Origin of the sequence: Mycobacterium colombiense, assembly GCF_003284935.1 — a bacterium.
GTDB lineage: Bacteria > Actinomycetota > Actinomycetes > Mycobacteriales > Mycobacteriaceae > Mycobacterium > Mycobacterium arosiense_A.
Window position 1 is genome coordinate 106073 of the sequence record NZ_QMEV01000005.1, and the last position, 17324, is coordinate 123396.

At 66.3% G+C, this 17324-nt stretch carries 17 protein-coding genes; 8 read left to right on the plus strand and 9 right to left on the minus strand.

Annotation, left to right across the window (positions count from 1 at the left end; translation table 11 throughout):
• Window positions 1-2: 2 nt before the first annotated feature.
• Genes DQP57_RS04350 through DQP57_RS04365 form a run of 4 tightly spaced genes read right to left on the minus strand, consistent with a single transcriptional unit; the run spans window position 3 to window position 4577 of the window.
• Window positions 3-833: an amidohydrolase family protein gene (locus DQP57_RS04350; RefSeq protein ID WP_112631817.1), complete on the minus strand. Its 831-nt coding sequence runs from the start codon at window positions 831-833 to the stop codon at window positions 3-5.
• A complete protein-coding gene (locus DQP57_RS04355; RefSeq protein ID WP_112631818.1) occupies window positions 830-2467 on the minus strand; it encodes an acyl-CoA synthetase in 1638 nt (545 codons plus the stop codon). Before DQP57_RS04355 ends, DQP57_RS04350 begins: the two co-directional genes overlap by 4 nt.
• Before the next feature lie 31 nt (window positions 2468-2498).
• Entirely contained in the window at window positions 2499-3701 is a 1203-nt protein-coding gene (locus tag DQP57_RS04360) for an amidohydrolase family protein (RefSeq protein ID WP_112631874.1), read from the minus strand.
• 30 nt (window positions 3702-3731) lie between these two features.
• Window positions 3732-4577 (minus strand): enoyl-CoA hydratase, encoded by an 846-nt coding sequence (locus tag DQP57_RS04365; protein WP_112631819.1) that lies wholly within the window; start codon window positions 4575-4577, stop codon window positions 3732-3734.
• A 349-nt stretch (window positions 4578-4926) separates the two neighbouring features.
• Between DQP57_RS04365 and mbp1 the strand changes: the two genes are divergently transcribed.
• Window positions 4927-5166 (plus strand): microaggregate-binding protein 1, encoded by a 240-nt coding sequence (mbp1, locus tag DQP57_RS04370; RefSeq protein WP_112631820.1) that lies wholly within the window; start codon window positions 4927-4929, stop codon window positions 5164-5166.
• Window positions 5167-5226: 60 nt separating this feature from the next.
• On the opposite strand, the gene DQP57_RS04375 is transcribed toward mbp1, so the two are convergent.
• Window positions 5227-6243, minus strand: a complete 1017-nt coding sequence (locus tag DQP57_RS04375) for a dihydrodipicolinate synthase family protein (protein WP_112631821.1) — start codon at window positions 6241-6243, stop codon at window positions 5227-5229.
• 44 nt (window positions 6244-6287) lie between these two features.
• On the minus strand, window positions 6288-7085 hold the full coding sequence (locus tag DQP57_RS04380; protein WP_112631822.1) for an SDR family NAD(P)-dependent oxidoreductase: 798 nt from the start codon (window positions 7083-7085) through the stop codon (window positions 6288-6290).
• Between the two features lie 192 nt (window positions 7086-7277).
• On the opposite strand from DQP57_RS04380, the gene DQP57_RS04385 reads away from it, so the two are divergent.
• Window positions 7278-8090 (plus strand): TetR/AcrR family transcriptional regulator, encoded by an 813-nt coding sequence (locus DQP57_RS04385; protein ID WP_112631823.1) that lies wholly within the window; start codon window positions 7278-7280, stop codon window positions 8088-8090.
• Window positions 8091-8109: 19 nt separating this feature from the next.
• Here DQP57_RS04385 and DQP57_RS04390 read toward each other — a convergent pair whose 3' ends face one another.
• A complete protein-coding gene (locus DQP57_RS04390) occupies window positions 8110-9018 on the minus strand; it encodes an enoyl-CoA hydratase/isomerase family protein (RefSeq protein WP_112631824.1) in 909 nt (302 codons plus the stop codon).
• Entirely contained in the window at window positions 9015-9710 is a 696-nt protein-coding gene (locus DQP57_RS04395) for a hypothetical protein (RefSeq protein WP_112631825.1), read from the minus strand. The genes DQP57_RS04390 and DQP57_RS04395 overlap by 4 nt, the downstream gene beginning before the upstream one ends.
• A 122-nt stretch (window positions 9711-9832) precedes the next feature.
• On the opposite strand from DQP57_RS04395, the gene DQP57_RS04400 reads away from it, so the two are divergent.
• The 6 genes from DQP57_RS04400 (at window position 9833) to DQP57_RS04425 (ending at window position 16914) form a co-directional block, all read left to right on the plus strand.
• On the plus strand, window positions 9833-10654 hold the full coding sequence (locus DQP57_RS04400; protein ID WP_112631826.1) for an enoyl-CoA hydratase/isomerase family protein: 822 nt from the start codon (window positions 9833-9835) through the stop codon (window positions 10652-10654).
• Window positions 10655-10773: 119 nt separating this feature from the next.
• Window positions 10774-11586 (plus strand): enoyl-CoA hydratase/isomerase family protein, encoded by an 813-nt coding sequence (locus DQP57_RS04405; protein ID WP_112631827.1) that lies wholly within the window; start codon window positions 10774-10776, stop codon window positions 11584-11586.
• Window positions 11583-12368, plus strand: coding sequence for an enoyl-CoA hydratase/isomerase family protein (locus DQP57_RS04410; protein WP_112631875.1), 786 nt, complete (start codon window positions 11583-11585; stop codon window positions 12366-12368). Before DQP57_RS04405 ends, DQP57_RS04410 begins: the two co-directional genes overlap by 4 nt.
• Window positions 12368-13837 (plus strand): class I adenylate-forming enzyme family protein, encoded by a 1470-nt coding sequence (locus DQP57_RS04415; RefSeq protein WP_112631828.1) that lies wholly within the window; start codon window positions 12368-12370, stop codon window positions 13835-13837. Before DQP57_RS04410 ends, DQP57_RS04415 begins: the two co-directional genes overlap by 1 nt.
• The gene (locus tag DQP57_RS04420; RefSeq protein ID WP_112631829.1) at window positions 13827-15395 is read left to right on the plus strand and encodes a class I adenylate-forming enzyme family protein; all 1569 of its coding nucleotides are present in this window, start codon (window positions 13827-13829) and stop codon (window positions 15393-15395) included. Before DQP57_RS04415 ends, DQP57_RS04420 begins: the two co-directional genes overlap by 11 nt.
• Window positions 15388-16914, plus strand: coding sequence for a class I adenylate-forming enzyme family protein (locus DQP57_RS04425; protein WP_112631830.1), 1527 nt, complete (start codon window positions 15388-15390; stop codon window positions 16912-16914). Before DQP57_RS04420 ends, DQP57_RS04425 begins: the two co-directional genes overlap by 8 nt.
• On the opposite strand, the gene DQP57_RS04430 is transcribed toward DQP57_RS04425, so the two are convergent.
• Window positions 16911-17273 carry a hypothetical protein gene (locus DQP57_RS04430; protein ID WP_112631831.1) on the minus strand — a complete coding sequence of 121 codons (363 nt, stop codon included), beginning with the start codon at window positions 17271-17273 and terminating at the stop codon, window positions 16911-16913. The two genes, DQP57_RS04425 and DQP57_RS04430, sit on opposite strands and share 4 nt — an antisense overlap.
• Window positions 17274-17324: the final 51 nt, after the last annotated feature.

The window sequence follows — 17324 nt, forward strand, 5'->3', positions numbered from 1 at the left end:
CCTCAGCCTTCCTCCTGGCCACCGAAGAAGAATTCTTGGGCGTTGTTGTAGAGATAGTTGTCGAGCACGTCCGCCGGCAGGTCCAACCCCGCCGCTTCCGGAACCACGCGGTGCATTTTCAGCACCGGCCAATCCGAAGCGAAGATCACCCTGTCCGGTCCGCGGGTCCGCATGTAGTGCAACAGGCTGTCCGGCAACCGCTTTGGCGACCATGCCGATGTCATCAGCCGCAGGTTGGCGTACTTGAGCAACAGCCTGATCGCGACGTCCCACCAGGGGTCGGCGCCGTGAATCATGCACAGCTTCAACTCCGGGAATCGCACGCAGACCCGGTCGAGATGGATCGGATTCTGCACCTCGCCGGGGATCGGCGGCCCGGGAATACCGGTGTTGATGCACAGCGGCAGCTCGAGCTCGGCGCACTTGGTGTACAGCGGGTAATAGACGGCGTCGCTGGGCGGATACTGACCGTCGCCCCAAAAGCTCGGTCCCACAGCGGCATAGGCGACCGGCAGGTCGTTGACGATGGCGGACAGTTCACGCAGCGACGGGATCGGGCGCAGCAGGTTGACCCCGCCCATCGCCAGGGCGAAACGGTCGGGCCTTTCCTCGACGAATTTGCGTGCGGTCACCGACGGCTTGGCGAGGTTGTCCATCAAGATCGCCTTGCGCACGCCCTGGGCGTCCATCTCGTCGAGCAGCGTGGACAACTCGACCGGCGCGAACATGGACTCCGGCCCCTTGAAGTAATCGTCTCGCACCTTGAGCATCCAGGTCGGCTGCTGCTCGGTCTCGCCGAAGTGCACGTTGACCAGACAATCGATAGCTTTCATGTGGACATCGGCGCCTTTGCTGTTGCGTGACGTTTCGCCCAACGGTAATCGGCCTTTCCGTTGCCCAAGCGCTGAACCCGTTCGACGACGAGGAACTCCTTGGGCGTCTTGAACCGGGCCAGTCGCGACGTGCAGAGCGCGTGCAGCTCCTCGGCGGCCTTCTCCGTGGTGGCGGTGGCTCGGTCCCGCAGTTCGACGAGCGCGACGACCTCTTCGCCCCAGCGGTCGCTGGGCCGGCCGACCACCAGCGCGTCGGCGACCGCCGGGTGGGCGCGCAGCACCTCTTCGACTTCCTCGACGAAGACCTTCTCGCCTCCGGTGTTGACCACCAGCGAGTCACGGCCGTACAACCGCAACGCGCCGTCGGCTTCCAGGGCGGCACGGTCACCCGATATCACCACTCGTTTGCCGTCGATTACCGGAAAGGTCTTGCGGGTGGCCTCGGGATCGTTGAAGTATCCCAACGGAATTCGCCCTTCCCGGGCGACCCAGCCCACCTCCGGCTCCCCGGGGGAAAGGAAGTGGCTGTAGTCCTCGGAAAGGACCAGACCGCCTTCACGCAGGGTGAAGGTGTCGGCCTGGGAGCCGCGCCGGCTGTGGCCGAAGCCCATGTTCCCGGTCTCTGAGGAGCCGTAGCCGTTGATGAGGGTGATGTGCGGTAGCAGCTCCAGCAGCGCCTGTTGGTACTTCGGATTCGTTGCGGCACCGCCGGTGCCGATGGCGTACAGCGAGGACAATTCGTAGGAGCCGCGCTGCAGCTCGGCCACCAGCGGTGCGGCGTAGGCGTCCCCGACCATGGTCATCAGGCCGACCTTTTCGCGCTGCGCGGTCTGCCACACCGATCGCGGTTCGAGCTTTTTGCCGGTGTCATACATCACCACGGTGGTGCCCGCCATGATCGCCGAGAAGGCCGTCCACATGCCGGCCGCGTGCATCAACGGCGAGACGGCGAACCAGGGCGCACCGGCGTTACCGCGCACCTTGTCGTGGATCTCTTCCGCGCAGGCATGGTCGGCCCCCACCATCGAGGACACATAGATGTCGGACTGTCGCCACAGCACACCCTTGGGCCTCCCGGTGGTGCCGCCAGTGCAGATCATTAGCAGATCGTCCGGCGACGCCGTCACGCCGCGATCGGTATCCCCCTGCGCCAGTGCGTCATCCAACGTCACCGCGCTCGTCAGTTCGGGTGCTCCGCTTGCGTCGTCGACCGACACCAACAGCTCGGCGCCGGCATCTTTCAACACCTCGGCGAACTTTGCGCCCAGCCCGCGGTGGTAGATCACCGCTCGTGGTTTGACGTAGTCGAGCAGCTCGCCGACCTCGCGGGGCGTGTAGTAGTAGTTGATGTTCACCGGTACGGTGCGGGCCTTGAGGCAGCCGATGACCATGTCCGGGTACAGGTCGTTGTGCATAACCAGCGCCACCCGATCCTGGCCGCATTCCCAGTTCTGCAGGGATGCGCGGTCCCGGTGCGCCCCTAACCCGTTGCCCGCCAAGAAATTCGCCAGCCGGCGGGTGCGCTCGGCCGACTCGCGAAAGGTGCTGCGACGGCCACCGCACACGGTCATCGTCCGGTCGCCGATGACGTGGGCGATTTCGTCGAGAACCGCCCCTATGGTCCATTCGCTCACGGGCGTAGCCGGCCTTGAGTAATCACGCCGATCAAGCGGCCGAGCCGACTTGGACGCCGAGCAGGTCTAGCGCATTGTCCCGCATGATCTTTCGAACATCGGATTCGCTGAATCCCTTCAGCTCCTCGGCGAACGATACCGGCGATTCGAGGCCTTCCCCGTGCGGCCAGTCGGAACCGAACAGGATCTTGTCGACGCCGATAGCGCCGACCAGCTCGGGCAGATCGTCCTCGTAGTAGGGCGCGATCCACACGTTGTTGCGCAACTGCTCCACCGGGTCCACGGGGAAATATTGGGGCTGGGTGTTCGCCGCCTTCTTCAATCGCTTGATCAGCCGGTGCACGAAGTACGAGCCGTTCTCGATGCTGACCGCCTTGAGTTTCGGGTGACGGGTGAAAACGCCGTGCACGATCATCGAGGCCATCGTGTCGTGAATGGCGCGGTCGTCGAGCAGCACCTGATCCAGCGGATCCTTGGCGCCGAACCCCTCGAACGTCGCTTTGCCTCCCCACGCCGCCGCGATGTGCAGATATCCGCTGTCGGACAGGTGGAATCCCACCGGCACCCCGGCCTCGGCCAGCCGCGCCCATACCGGGTCGTGGCTGCGATCGCCCAGCGATCGGGGCTTGACCAAGCCGGGCACCGGCGCCGGACGCACCAGCACCAGCTTGGCGCCGCGCGCCAGCACGAACTCCACCTCTTCGACGGCCTTGACCGGGTCGGCCAGCGAGATGATCGGCGCGGCAATGATTCGGTGATCGGGCCGGTCGAAACCCCAGTCCTCATCGAGCCACAGATTGAACGCGTGCACCGACGCCATCGTCGCCTCGATGTCGTGCTTGAGCGCCTCCTCCACTCCGCATCCGAACGTCGGCAGCATGAACACCGTCTCGATGTCCTGGGTGTCCATCACCGCGATGCGGGCATCGCGGTTCTGATACTCGGGGTGCTCCGCCAGCCGCTCGACCTTCATCAGCGAGGCCGGATCGACCCCTTCGGGGATCTCGCCGCGGAAGAGCAGGTCGAGGCAGCCCGGCACGATGATCGGGTCGAAGGTGGGGTTGGGGATGAAGTGGTTGATGCGGCCGCCGATCACGGCCCACGTCCGCTTGCCCTCGTTGACCATCTGCACGCCCCGCCCTTTGAACTTCTTGTCCAGGTGGCGGGTGAACGAGTCCAGCGGCTCGTAGTAGTGATTGTCGACGTCGATCGCCTGGTAACCCAACTCAGCCATGATGATCCTTTCCGCCATTACCGGCGAACACTATGCGTCGGTCCAATCGAGCGACGGGAACTGCGGCGGCCGCTTCTCGAGAAAACTCGTGATGCCCTCGATGACGTCGGGGCGCGGCATGGCCTCGTGCAACAACACCTCGGCGAGCGAATTGGCCTGCTCGACGTCGCGGGTCGCGTCGCCGTATACCTGCCTCTTGATCACCGCCATCGACGCCGGCGAGCAATTCGCGGCGATGTCCTCGGCGTAGTCCAGGGCACGCTTCATCAAATTGTCCGGCGGCACAACCTCTTTGACGAGACCGAGGTCGGCCGCCTCCTCGGCGAGGAACGTCCGTCCGCTCAGCAACAGATCGAGGGCGACGCCCCAGCTGGTCAACCGCGGCAGTATCCAGGAGATGCCGAACTCCGCGATCAGGCCGCGGCGCGCGAACACCGCGCCGAACTTCGCGCCGGCGGCAGCGAACCGGACATCGCACATCAGCGCCTGGGTCAACCCGATGCCGACACAGGCGCCGTTGATGGCCGCGATCACGGGCTTGCGCAGCGTCGTCACAAAGTGTGGCGGACGCTCCCCAACCAGGTCGGCCAGATTCGTCTGGCCGGCCTTCTCCATCGTCTCGCCGTAGCCGGGTGCCGAACTCGGCGCGCCCAGATAGGCGCCGGCGCAGAACCCCCGTCCCCGGCCGGTCACCACGATGGCCCGGACGGCCGGGTCCTGTTCGGCACGATCGATCGCGGCGTAGAACCCGGCGGCGATGTCGGGGCCCCAGGCGTTGAGCCGATCGGGGCGATTGAACGTCAGAATCGCAACACCGGTTTCAGTGGTCTCATACAACACCGCCTCATCGGTGACCACACGGTCGGCGGCGCTCATCAGACCGTCCCCTCATACTGATCGACTGGCGAGTTTGTACCCATACTGTATACCTATCGGTACCGCATTCCACAACCGCCGCGACCTGGCCCCGAAACCCCGACTAAACTGCGGTTTCGCGCACCGTAGCGCCGCCCAGTGCGGGCCGCGGATCGGGGCAGGCAGGCAGAGATTTTGACGCTGGCGCAACCGCGGAAGCCGTCGCGGCGAACTGATTTTTTCCCGGCCAAAAGGTCGGCGACGTGGCAAGACTTCGATCTTGTGGTGTGGGACACGTTGATGTCACGTTTGCACGGGCCGCGCGACCGGGAAACCCAGAACAAGCCAGCCGACAAGGGAGGTAGAGGTAATGGTTGACGTCAAGAGTGGCCCGATCGAACTCGTTCGTGGCATCGTCGAGGATGCCCTCGGTAAGACCAAGCAGGTCATCGGGATCATCATCGGCAACGACAGCCTGGCCGAAGAGGGCAAGGCTCAGCAGGACAAGGCGGAGGCACAGCGCAACGCCGGCAAGAAGGAAGCCGCCGCTGAGAAAGCCCGCGGCAAGGCCAAGGCCTACGAGGAGCGCGAGCGGGCCGAGCAGAAGTAACGCTCAGCTAGTCGAGCGGGCCCGGTCACTGACCGGGCCCGCTTCGCTGCGTAAACCCTTCTACTGCAATACCGTTTCCAGCAACCCCAACCGCCGGTAGGCGTCGTCGATCTGGGCCTTCGCCTCGGCGGGCAGCTCGGCTTGCGGAGGGCGGGAATGCGGATACGCCCCGATGGGCAGGCCCAGCAGCGACGCGGCGTACTTGAATGCACCGCCCCAGTGGGTGAAGTAGTCCGCGCGCCCCGGGTAGCACGTCCACCAGGACCCGATGTCGAGGTCGAACTGGTCCAGACCCGACTCGCGGCCATAATCCATGGCCTCGACGAGTTTGTCGCTCTGGATCAAATCCCAGTATTCGGAGAACAGTCGCCGGGTGGGCGTCTCGAAAAGGTATCCGGCAGTGCCCAATTGCGCCGGACACACGATCCCATCCCGCAGCCAGCCCGCCCGGTAGACGGTCTTGTCGCATTCCCACACCGCGAGGCCGGGTGCCAGCTCATGCAGCATCCGGCTGCTCGCCGGGCGGAAGGCTCCCTCCTTCGTGGCGCACACCGCGGGAACCTCATCGTAGATCCGGGCACTCTCGGCGGGCGTCAAGACATAGCCCGAGGACGGCGAGTTGAACATGCCCAGGGCGATATCCGTCCGCGCCGCCACGTATTTGAAGAAGCGCAGCACGCCGTCACCGCCGTGCGCCTCCATCATCGGCGTCTGGATGTAGGCGATGTCGGCCCCCGCCTCCTGCGCGTGCAGCGTCAGGTCCAGGCAGTCCTTCGCCGACATGGCCGCGGTGCAGGCCTGCACCACCACGTCGCGATTGATGCCGCGGGCTTCCTCGATGGCCACCTCTAACAGGCGCTTGCGTTCATCGAGGGTCAGCGACCAGAACTCCGCGATTCCGCTGGTGCACCACAACATCGGGTGCCCGAGATCACCGACGCAATAGCGCACCAGCGTTCGATAGGCGTCCCAGTCGATGTCATCGCCGTCGTCGCCGCAGAACGGGGTGTAGAGGGAGTCGCCGATCCCCCGCAATGCGCCGGGCGCCCACGCGCGTGCCTCCGCTGCCGTAGCCACAATCGACTCCTTTTGTCTGCCAATCGATTTCTTTTCAACCGCCGTCAGGTGAAGTCCGAACCGCCGTCGACGTTGATGTTGGCGCCGGTCATGTAGGAGTTGCGCCTCGAGGCGAGGAACGCGGCGACCGGGCCGATTTCGTCCGGCAAGCCCGCGCGCGGCATGTGCGCGGGATGACCGAAATGCTTGCCGATGGCCTCCATCAGGGCGTACGGGTCGTTGCCGTCGACCCCCACCGAATTCGCCCAGCCGATCAGCGATTCCGAGGCGATACTGCCCGGTGACACCACGTTGACCAGGATCTCGTCCTTGGCCAGCAGCAGGGACAGGTTCTTCGAAACGCTGGTCAGCATCGACTTCGCCGCGGTGTATGCAGGGAGCATGACGCTTTGCCGCTGCGTCGAGTGTGCGGAGAAGTTCACGATCCGAGCCCACGGCGCCTTGCGCAACAGCGGAAGCGCCGCACGGACGCAGCGCACCATTCCCAGCACGCCGTCTTCGACGGCTTGGCGCCACTGGTCGTCACTCAGCTGCTCGAACGTGCCGGCGGCGCCCGGGCCCACCGTGACCACCAACGCGTTGAGTTCGCCGCCCCATCGCTGGGCGAGCTCGCCGAACACCCTGCCCACCGCACCGTCGTCCCCGATGTCGGCGGTCAATCCGACCGCGTCCGGGCTACCGCGTTGCGTGAGATCGCTCAGCGCGGCGTCCAGGGCGTCGCGGCTGCGGCCGACCACCGCGACGCGGGCTCCCTCGTCGGCGAAGCAGCGTGCGGTCGCCAATCCCATGCCGCGACTACCACCGACTATCACCGCCGTGGCGTTCTCCAGCCCTAGATCCATCGCCTAATCCGTAGCCCCAGTCCGGTCATTTTCGCCTGTCCAGCCGGTTTACCAAAAAGCCTACGATAGGTATTACAGTAGCAGAGGGATAATGCGACACGAAGGCGTATACGCAGGTCAAAAGAGAAGTGCCGGTAAATTAAATCGTACCGGCAGCACGGCTGGCAGACCGCATGCACGGAACGGATTTTGATGGAGGTGCCCGTAGTGGCAAAACAGGCAACCGCCGATAAGCGTCAACGACGCGAACGCGGGTCCATCAATCCCGATGACATCATCAGCGGCGCATTCGAACTCGCGGAGCAGGTGTCGATAGACAACCTGAGCATGCCGCTGCTCGGCAAACATCTGGGCGTCGGTGTGACGAGCATCTACTGGTACTTCCGCAAGAAGGACGACCTGCTCAACGCGATGACCGACCGCGCGCTGAGCAAGTACGTATTCGCCACGCCCTATGTGGAAGCCAGCGACTGGCGCGAGACACTGGCCAACCACGCACGGCTGATGCGGAAGACGTTCATGGGCAACCCAATTCTGTGCGACCTGATTCTGATTCGCGCCGCGCTTTCTCCGAAGGCGGCGCGGATGGGAGCTCAGGAGATGGAAAAGGCGGTCGCCAATCTGGTGCAGGCCGGGCTGTCACCGGAGGATGCGTTCGACACCTATTCGGCGATCTCGGTACACGTGCGCGGTTCGGTCGTATTGCAACGCCTCTACGAAAAGAACCAATCGTCGGACGTCGGACCGCGAGCCATCGAAGATGCCGTTTCCATCGACCCGGAAAAGACCCCGCTGCTCGCGCAGGTAACCCGGATCGGCCACCGCATCGGCGCGCCCGACGAAACAAATTTCGAGTACGGGCTCACGTGCATCCTCGATCACGCCAGCCGGTTGATCGACGAGAGCAACGAATCCAAGGGCAGCAAAGCGGCGCCGGCGCGCCCGCGCAAGCCGGCCAAATCGACGACCCCTCGGGGCCGCACCAAGGCGGCGGCGGCCCGCTAGCTGCGCCCGAAACGGATTGTCACCCCTCGGGTTCCGGTACGTGGAAGTGCTCGTCACGTAACCGAAACGCTTCCCTGGCGCCGTGCTGCGCGCGGGTCTTGACGAAGTTGAATTCGCCCGGCCCGAACTGCAGGTTGGTGCCGAACGCGTGGAACAGATAGCTGGCGACCTCTTCGCCCTGGTAGGCCTGGCTCTGCTCGACAAGCCGGAACGCCTCCTTGGCGATGACGACCCCGTCGGCGGGCATCTTGGCCGCCTTCTCGGCCCAGTAGCGCGCCCTGGCCGTCACCGCGCCGGGTGCGCAGGTGTCGGTGAAGATTCCCAGGTGCTCGACCTCGCCCGCCTCGATGATGTCGCCGGTCAACAGCAGGCGCCGGGCCAGCACCGGCCCGAGCCGGTGAAAGAACATGTGCAAGCTGCCAAGCGCTGGGCCCAGGAATCGGGTCGCCGGCATGCCGATCTTGGTGTCACGCGCGATGACCGAGATGTCGGTCATCAACGCCATCTCGAAACCGCCGCCGAGCGCGTAACCGGCGATCTCCCCCACCGTCACCTTCGGGAAACCCATGAAATTGTGGTAGAAGCCAAACGACTTGCGGTCCACCGTAAGTCGCCGCCGCTGACTGGGTCGACGGTTGGCGGCGCGGCCGTCTTCGGCCGCCTGGCCCGGTGCCGTGGACGAGCCGTACCACCCGTAGGCGTTGTTCATGTCGGCCCCGGTGGAAAACACACCCTCGGCACCGCGCAGCAGCACCACCGTCAGGTCGTCGTCCTCGGCCACCCGATCCAGGCATCGGGCGACGGCCTCACGCATGGCCGCGTCGTAGGAGTTGCGCTGCTTGGGATTGTTCAGCGTGATGGTCGCGATGCGCCGATCGGGATCGACGTCGAAGAGCACGCGATCGTCAGAGCTGCTCGTGGCGGTCATGTGTCGGACTCCTTTCGGCGCTTGCCGAATCGCGATCCGGCAAGCTTCTCCGGCCGTGACGCCAACGTGTCGACCTCGCCGGTACATAGGACTTCGTCGTCGAGCGACAGCCGCCCGGTCGACGTGATGCCGCGTTCGCCCTCGGTGCGGGCAATGTCGAAGCGCAGCTCGGTCAACACCGGGGTCGGCCGTCGGAAGGTCACGACCAAGGATCGTGTCTTGCCGGACAGGCCGGTGACGCAATTGTGGTGCTGGATGACGCAGTCGAAGAAGACGCCCAGGAAGCCGCCGTGCACCAGTCCCGGCGGCCCTTCGTACACCAGCGGGAATTCGACACTGCCCGTGGCGGTTTCGGCGTCGAGTCGGTCGAACCGGTACTCGGGAAAGCACGGGTTGTACGCCCCGATGTCCGTCGCGTGGTTGAGATAGACACGGCGGGGATCGTCGGGCAGCTCGCCGATGCGCGGCGCGTTGTCCGTCGGCGCCGCGGCCGCCAGCTCGACTTCCCATTCGGCGAACATCTCCAGCATGGCGTCCACCGCGCGGTGTGGGTGCTCGAGGGATACCAGCAGCGAACTCAGGCGCCGCATGGCGGCGGCCGCCGCCACGGTCTGGGCAAGCGGCGCCTCGCCGAACCTCGTGTGGCCGCCGCCCGCCGACGCGGGCGTGGCATGCCCCTCCGACAAGGTCATATGTTGCCTCTTTCACCCCGGATTGTTTCGCAGGCAGCGTATCCTTGCTAACTTATACAGCGTATCAATCGTATTGCCTACTGTATGGGTAACCGTATCGGCAAGAAAGGCCGGATTCGACGGTGAGTCAGGGGGCCGACACGGCCGGTGCCGAGGGTTCGGTGACAGTGCATCGCGACGGTGCCGTGTTACTGGTGACGCTCGATCGCCCATCGCGGCGTAACTCGTTGACACAGTTGATGATCGGGACGCTGGTCGATGCGCTTACCGGTGCCGCGGCCGACGATTCGCTGCGGGCCGTTCACATCCGCGGAGCCGGCGATGACTTCTGCGCCGGCGCCGACTGGGTGGCCGCGAACGATCCCGGCGGCCAACGCCCCCGCGCCGGTGACCTGGTGCGCCGGATCCCACACGCCGCTCACCGCGTGATCGAGCTCGTCGCAACCATCCAGCTGCCGGTGGTGTGCAGCGTGCGGGGCTGGGCGGTGGGCTTTGGCTGCAATCTCGCGTTGGCCGCCGATTTCACCGTGGCCGCCGACGACGCGGTCTTCTGGGAGCCCTTCATCGACCGGGGGTTCAGCCCGGACTCGGGCTCCACCTGGCTGTTACCGCGGCTGGTCGGCGTGGCCCGGGCCCGGCGAATGCTGCTGCTCGGCGAGAAGGTGGGCGCGCCGGACGCAGCCGACTGGGGATTGATTCACCAGGCGGTCAGCGGCACCGACCTCGATCAGGCCGCCGAAAAGTTGGTGGACCGACTGGCGTCCGGACCGACGGCCGCGCTGGGACTGGCCAAGCAGGCCCTGAACTTCGGCCAGCATGCAACGCTGGGCCAGTCGCTGACCCAGGAGCTGTTCAACCTGGAACTATCCTGCCGAACAAGCGATTTCAAGGAGGGCCTGGAGGCTTTCCGGCAGCGACGGGATCCGGATTTCCGTGGACGCTAACCAGACGATCAACCACTCCAGGAGGCCGAGTGTGGTTGCCATGCACGGCAATTGCCGCGACTCCGTCCATAGGCCCGCCACTCGAGGACCGCACCAGGCGCTGCACGAAGGGATGACCGATGCCCACTGATTCGTTCGACACGATCAAATACGAAGTCGCTGGCCACACCGCGACGATCACGCTGAATCGCCCGGACGCCCTCAATGCGCTCAGCCCGCACATGATCACCGAACTGCGGGCCGCCTACGACGAGGCCGAAAACGACGACAATGTGTGGCTGACCATCGTCACCGGCACCGGTCGCGCGTTCTGCACCGGCGCCGACGTCAAGGAGATTCCCGAAGACGGCAAGGTGATCTACGAGCGGCCCTACCTGTCCACGTACGACCAGTGGGAGGCGCCCCAGGAGGGCACGCCGCCGTTTCGCACCACGGCCAAGCCGGTGCTGACCGCCGTGAACGGAATCTGCTGTGGCGCCGGCATGGACTGGGTCACGACGACCGACATCGTCATCGCATCCGAGCAGGCGACCTTCTTCGATCCGCACGTCAGCATCGGGCTGGTGGCCGGCCGCGAATTGGTGCGGGTGTCCCGGGTCTTGCCCCGCTCGATCGCGCTGCGAATGGCCTTGATGGGCAAGCACGAGCGGATGAGCGCGGCGCGCGCCTATGAACTCGGATTGATCAGCGAAATCGTCGAGCACGACCGCCTGCTGGAGCGGGCCCACGAGATCGCCGACATCGTCAATTCCAATGCGCCGCTGGCGGTCCGGGGCACCCGGCTCGCGATTCTCAAGGGCCTCAACGTACCGCTGCACGAGGCGGAGATACTCGCCGAAACCTTCCGCGAGCGGGTGCTGCGCACCGAGGACGCGGCCGAAGGCCCGCGGGCCTTCGTCGAAAAGCGCACGCCGAATTGGCAGTGCCGATGACGTTCGAAACCATTCTGCTCGAGGTCGACGCGAGCGACCACGTCGCCACGATCACGCTGAATCGCCCCGAACAGCTCAACGCGTTCAACCGCACCATGTGCGAGGAGATGGCCCGCGCGTGGCGCACGGTCAAACTCGACGACTCGGTGCACGCGGTCGTGCTGCGCGCCGCCGGCGACCGGGCTTTCAGCGCCGGGCTGGACATCAAGACGCCGTACGGCCAGCCCGAAAACATCTGGAACCACGAGGATCCCGGCGAAGCACTCAGTCCCAAGTGGCAGAAGATGTGGAAACCCGTGGTATGCGCGGTGCAGGGCATGTGCACCGCGGGCGGGTTCTACTTCGTCAACGAATCCGACGTGGTGATCTGCTCCGAGAACGCCACGTTCTTCGACTCCCACGTGTCCGCGGGCCTGGTCTGTGCCTTGGAGCCGATCGGCCTGATGCGCCGCATCGGCCTGGGTGAGACGTTGCGAATAGCGCTGATGGGCAACGACGAACGGGTCGGCGCCGACACCGCGCTGCGGATCGGATTGGTCTCCGAGGTCGTCGCCGCGGACCAGCTTTGGCACCGCGCCCACGAGATCGCGGCGACCATCGCCGCCAAGCCGCCGACCGCGACGGCCGGCACGGTGAAGGCGATCTGGGAATCGCTGGACAAGCCGTACCGCGCGGCAATGGAGCAGAACCTGATCTACACCCGGCTGGGAAACCCGCTGGGCACCGCGGAGCTGGGCGCTCAACACGATTCCGGCGCGGGCCGTACACCACAGATCCGCTGATGTCGCGTCACCCGCTGGCTCAACGCATCGCCGACGTGCTCGACCTGCAGCCGGACTCACACGCCATCGAGTATGGCGGACAGTGGATCTCCTGGGACCGGGTCGCCACGCTGGCACGCCGTATCGCCGCCGCTACCGGCGGAGCCGAAGTCGGGATGCTGCTGCGCAACCGTCCCGGGCACGTGGCCGCATTCCTGGGCGTCCTGCTGGGCGGTGGAACGGTGGTGGTCATCAACCCCTCTCGCGGTGACGAGCGCATCAAGGCCGACATCGCGGGGCTGCAGCTTCCGGTGATCGTCGGCGAGGCCGACGATCTGAGGGCGCTGGTGCCCGTGGGCACACCGGCCATCGCGATTGCGGGCGGGTTGGACGACGCCGAGGTCTCCGCGCCGCGCCTCGGCGACGCCGCCCCCCAAGCCGGTGTCGCCGTCCGCATGCTGACCAGCGGCACGACCGGGCCGCCCAAGCGGATCGATCTGAGCTACGACATGTTGGCGCGCAGCGTGATCGGCCCCGAGCCGGATCACGCGGTCTCGCCTACGGAGCTGCGCCGCGGCGTCGCGATCGTGAACTCGCCGTTGGTCCACATCGGCGGGGTGTTCCGGGTGCTGCAATGCATCGCCGAGGCGAGGCCGTTCGTGCTGCTGGAACGGTTCGAGCTGAACGCGTGGGCCGAGGCGGTGCGCAAGCACCGGCCCCGCGCGGCGTCGCTGGTGCCGGCGGCGCTGCGCACGGTATTGCACTCCGAGGTCCCGCGCGCCGACCTGGAGAGCCTGCGGGCCGTTACCTGCGGCACGGCGCCGTTGTCGGCCGAGGATGCCGATGCCTTCACCGAGAAGTACGGCATTCCGGTGTTGACCTCTTATGCGGCAACCGAATTCGGTGGCGGGGTGGCGGGCTGGACCCTCACCGACCATCAGCGGTACTGGAAGACCAAACGGGGCAGCGTCGGCCGGGCCAATCCGGGCGCCCAGCTGCGGGTGGTCACCGAGGACGGAACGCCCCTGGGCCCGGGCGAAGTCGGCCTGCTGGAGGTCAAACCGGGCCAGCTGGGACCTGCCGCGCCATGGATGCGGACCACCGATATGGCGCGCATCGACGCCGACGGGTTTCTGTGGATCGTGGGCCGTGCCGACCAGGCGATCATCCGCGGCGGTTTCAAAGTGATGCCCGACGACGTCCGGGCCGCCCTGGAGAGCCACCCCGCGGTGGCCGGCGCGGCCGTGATCGCCCGCCCCGATGAGCGGCTCGGCGAGACGCCCGTCGCCGTGGTCGAGCTCCGAGAGGGGGCATCGGCCGACGCCGACGCCCTGGTCGAGCATCTGCGCGGGCGACTGGCGCGCTACGAGGTTCCCACCGAAATCGTGATCGTCGACAGCATCCCCCGAACACCGTCGGGCAAGGCCGATCTCCTCGCGATCCGAGTCCTTTTCGGCGACCCCGCAGCGCGGCACGACCATGCCCGTTGAGCCGTTGACCGTCGCCGAGGTCCTGCGGTGTCAAGCCAGCCGGCGCGGCGATCACCCGCTTCTGGTGTGCGACAGTGACCGCATCAGCTATGCCGCCGCCGATCACCGGTCGGCGGAGCTCGCCCGCGGCCTGATCGCCCTGGGCGCCGGCAAGGGAACCCATGTGGGGGTCCTCTATCCGAACGGAGCCGAGTTCGTCGTGGGGATGCTGGCCGCGGCGCGAATCGGTGCGGTGGTGATCCCGTTCTCCACCTTCGCCACCGCCCGCGAGCTGCGCGAGCAACTGGTCGACAGCGATGTGGAAATCTTGTTGACCGCCGCATCCTTTCGCTCTCACGACTACGTCCAACGGCTGTCCGAAATTCTCTCGGGCGCCGATCTCGATTCCCGATTGTTCTGTGCCGCAGCGCCGCAGCTGCGCCACGTCGCGGTCACCCACGAGAAGGTGTGCGGGCTCGGTGATTCCGTCGACCCCGCGCTCCTGGCGGCGACGGAAGACGACGTCGCAGAATGCGATCCGCTGACGATCGTGTACACATCCGGCACCACCAGCGCCCCCAAGGGAGTCGTGCATACCCACGGCACCCTGCTGACGCATCAACGAAATCTCAACCTGATTCGCGGTTTGACGGCCGACGACAGATTGTTCTGCAATTCGCCGTTCTTTTGGATCGGCGGACTCGCGTTCGGTCTCCTTGCGACGCTGCTCGCCGGATCGACCTTGGTGTGCTCGAACGCCACCGATGCCGGGGAAACCCTCGACCTGCTGGAAGCCGAAAAGCCAACCGTGACCAACGGCTTCGCGGCCGCGGTCGCCCACCTGGCCGGCCACCGGAGCTTCGCCCAACGCGATCTGTCGTCGATGCGGCGCGGCAACCTGTACCCGATCATGGCTCCCGACGCCCGCCCGGCCGACCCGGAACTACGGCACAACATGCTGGGCATGACCGAGGCCGGCAGCGTCGTGCTGATCGGCGACGACGAATCCGACCAACCCGAGCACCGGCGCGGCTCATTCGGCAAGGCGGCACCGGGATTTCAGATCAAGGTCATCGACCCCGGCACCGCGACCGATCTTCCCGCCGGCGAGGTCGGCGAGCTGTGCCTTCGCGGGCCGTACCTGATGCAGCGCTACTACAAGCGCAGCCGGGAAGAGTGTTTCGATGCCGACGGCTGGTTCCACACCGGCGACCTAGTGCGCGTCGATGCGGACGGATTCGTCTATTTCACCGGCCGGCTCGGCGCGATGATCAAGACGGCGGGCGCCAATGTCTCGGCGGCCGAGGTGCAGAACGCCATCAGCAGGGCCACCGACGGAGCGCCGGCTTACGTGTTCGGCCTGCCCGACGTCCAGCGCGGACAGGTTGTCGCCGCGGTGGTCGTCCAGCAGGACGGGGCCGCAGCCTTCGACGAAGCCGCGTTGGTGGCGCGGCTCAAAACGGAACTGTCCACCTACAAGATTCCCAAGCGGTTCATCGCCCTCCGCGGCGCCGGCGTTCCGCTGCAGCCCAGCGGCAAGGTCGACATGCGACGTCTCCGAGAGTTGTTCGATGTCTAACACCATCGACCGGCTGGTGCGGTTTCGGGCCGACCGCGACGGCGACAAACCGATGGTGGTCGACCCCACCTCCCGGCTGACGTATCGCGAACTCGATTTCGCCACCCGCGATTTGGCCGCGGCCTTGGTCGAAGCCGGGGTGCGCAAGGGCACCCGGGTGGGGCTCATCATGCCCAACAGCACCCGTTGGGTGCGGGTCGCGATAGCGCTTACCCGCATCGGCGCGGTCCTGGTCCCGCTGAGCACCCTGCTCACGGCCGGTGAACTGGCCGCGCAGCTGCGGGTGGCCTCCGTGCAATTCTTGATCAGCGTCGAGGAGTTCCGCGGTCACCGTTACCTCGATGATCTTCGGGCGGAGGGCCGATCCGAACTGCCTGCGTTGCGCCAGGTTTGGCCCGCCGACCGGGTCGATGCCGCGTCCGCGGGTGAGGGTGCCCGCGACATCCTCGACGCCATGACGGCGACGGTCACACCCGCCGACCCGCTGGTCATCATGTTCACCTCGGGCAGCAGCGGATCCCCCAAGGGAGTCATCCACTCGCACGGCAACGCGTTGGGCGCCGTGCGATCGGGTCTCGCGGCGCGGTGCATCACCGATCGGACCCGCCTGTATCTGCCGATGCCCTTCTTCTGGGTGGGCGGCTTCGGCAGCGGAATACTCTCGGCATTGCTGGCCGGCGCCACCCTGGTGACCGAGGAGATCCCCCGGCCCGAGGCGACCCTGAAACTGCTGGAAGACGAACGGGTGACGCTGTTTCGGGGCTGGCCGGATCAGGCCGAGGCATTGGCACGGCACGCCGCCCAGGTCGGCGCCGACCTGTCGGCTCTACAGGCGGGAAGCCTGCAGGCGCTGCTGCCGCCCGGGCAGCGGGCCCGGCCCGGCGCGCGGGCGACGCTGTTCGGCATGACCGAGGCCTTCGGCCCGTACTGCGGTTATCCCGCCGACACCGACATGCCCGCGTCGGCGTGGGGCAGCTGCGGAAAACCATTCCCCGGCATGGAGGTCCGCATCGTCGACGTCGACAGCGGCGCGCCCGTCGAAGTGGGGGCCACCGGGATGATCCACATCCGCGGACCGCACACGCTGCGCGGCATCTGCGGGCGCACCCGTGAAGACCTGTTCACCGCCGACGGCTTCTACCCCACCGGTGACCTCGGGCACCTCGACGAAGACGGATTCCTGTTCTATCACGGGCGATCCGACGACATGTTCAAAGTCAGCGGTGCGACCATCTACCCCAGCGAGGTCGAGCGGGCGCTGCGCACGATCGACGGCGTCGACTACGCCGTCGTCACCAACGTTGCGGGCGGCTCGGGGGAACGCGTCGGCGCGGCGGTGGTGTGCCGCACGCTGACCGCCGAGCAGCTGCGCGCCCGTGCTCGAAGTGTGTTGAGCGCCTTCAAGGTCCCGACGGTGTGGTTACTGCTGGACTCCGACGACGACGTTCCGCGCGGCGGAACCGGCAAGGTCGACGTCCGCCGGCTGCGCGAGATGTTGATCGACGCGGCCCAGCCCTAGGGCACCCGCGTCCACGGCTGGCAGTTCTGCGACTCGAACGCCTTGATCGTGGTGTTGATGTTCGCGAACATCGGGCCCACGGACATGTTCGTCTGGACCACATGGTCCTTGTTCGCGTCGGGCGTGCTGTAGGTGAACCACGCGCACATCGAGTCCTGAGTGGGCACGTTGTTGATCCAGACCCCGAAGGTCGACGCCGAGCCGGCCGTTCGGTACAGACCCGGTGCGATGTCGGGGCCGACGACGAAGACACCATTGCCGGGTATCGGGTCGACCGGGTCGGCGACGACCGTCGGCGCAACGGCGATCGCCGTCACGGTCGCAACGAGTAGGGCCGATGCGCGAAGCATTGCGGGCATCTTCTGCTCTCCGTTCGTGCCCCACCCTGCTGGCAGCGTATGCCCAACGTC

Coding starts and splice junctions, on each gene's coding strand:
- DQP57_RS04415 (WP_112631828.1), top strand. CDS start 12,368: ATGTCGCGTCACCCGCTGGCTCAACGCATCGCCGACGTGCTCGACCTG.
- DQP57_RS04380 (WP_112631822.1), bottom strand. CDS start 7,085: ATGGATCTAGGGCTGGAGAACGCCACGGCGGTGATAGTCGGTGGTAGT.
- DQP57_RS04385 (WP_112631823.1), top strand. CDS start 7,278: ATGGAGGTGCCCGTAGTGGCAAAACAGGCAACCGCCGATAAGCGTCAA.
- DQP57_RS04365 (WP_112631819.1), bottom strand. CDS start 4,577: ATGAGCGCCGCCGACCGTGTGGTCACCGATGAGGCGGTGTTGTATGAG.
- DQP57_RS04410 (WP_112631875.1), top strand. CDS start 11,583: ATGACGTTCGAAACCATTCTGCTCGAGGTCGACGCGAGCGACCACGTC.
- DQP57_RS04390 (WP_112631824.1), bottom strand. CDS start 9,018: ATGACCGCCACGAGCAGCTCTGACGATCGCGTGCTCTTCGACGTCGAT.
- DQP57_RS04405 (WP_112631827.1), top strand. CDS start 10,774: ATGCCCACTGATTCGTTCGACACGATCAAATACGAAGTCGCTGGCCAC.
- DQP57_RS04360 (WP_112631874.1), bottom strand. CDS start 3,701: ATGGCTGAGTTGGGTTACCAGGCGATCGACGTCGACAATCACTACTAC.
- DQP57_RS04395 (WP_112631825.1), bottom strand. CDS start 9,710: ATGACCTTGTCGGAGGGGCATGCCACGCCCGCGTCGGCGGGCGGCGGC.
- mbp1 (WP_112631820.1), top strand. CDS start 4,927: ATGGTTGACGTCAAGAGTGGCCCGATCGAACTCGTTCGTGGCATCGTC.
- DQP57_RS04430 (WP_112631831.1), bottom strand. CDS start 17,273: ATGCCCGCAATGCTTCGCGCATCGGCCCTACTCGTTGCGACCGTGACG.
- DQP57_RS04350 (WP_112631817.1), bottom strand. CDS start 833: ATGAAAGCTATCGATTGTCTGGTCAACGTGCACTTCGGCGAGACCGAG.
- DQP57_RS04420 (WP_112631829.1), top strand. CDS start 13,827: ATGCCCGTTGAGCCGTTGACCGTCGCCGAGGTCCTGCGGTGTCAAGCC.
- DQP57_RS04425 (WP_112631830.1), top strand. CDS start 15,388: ATGTCTAACACCATCGACCGGCTGGTGCGGTTTCGGGCCGACCGCGAC.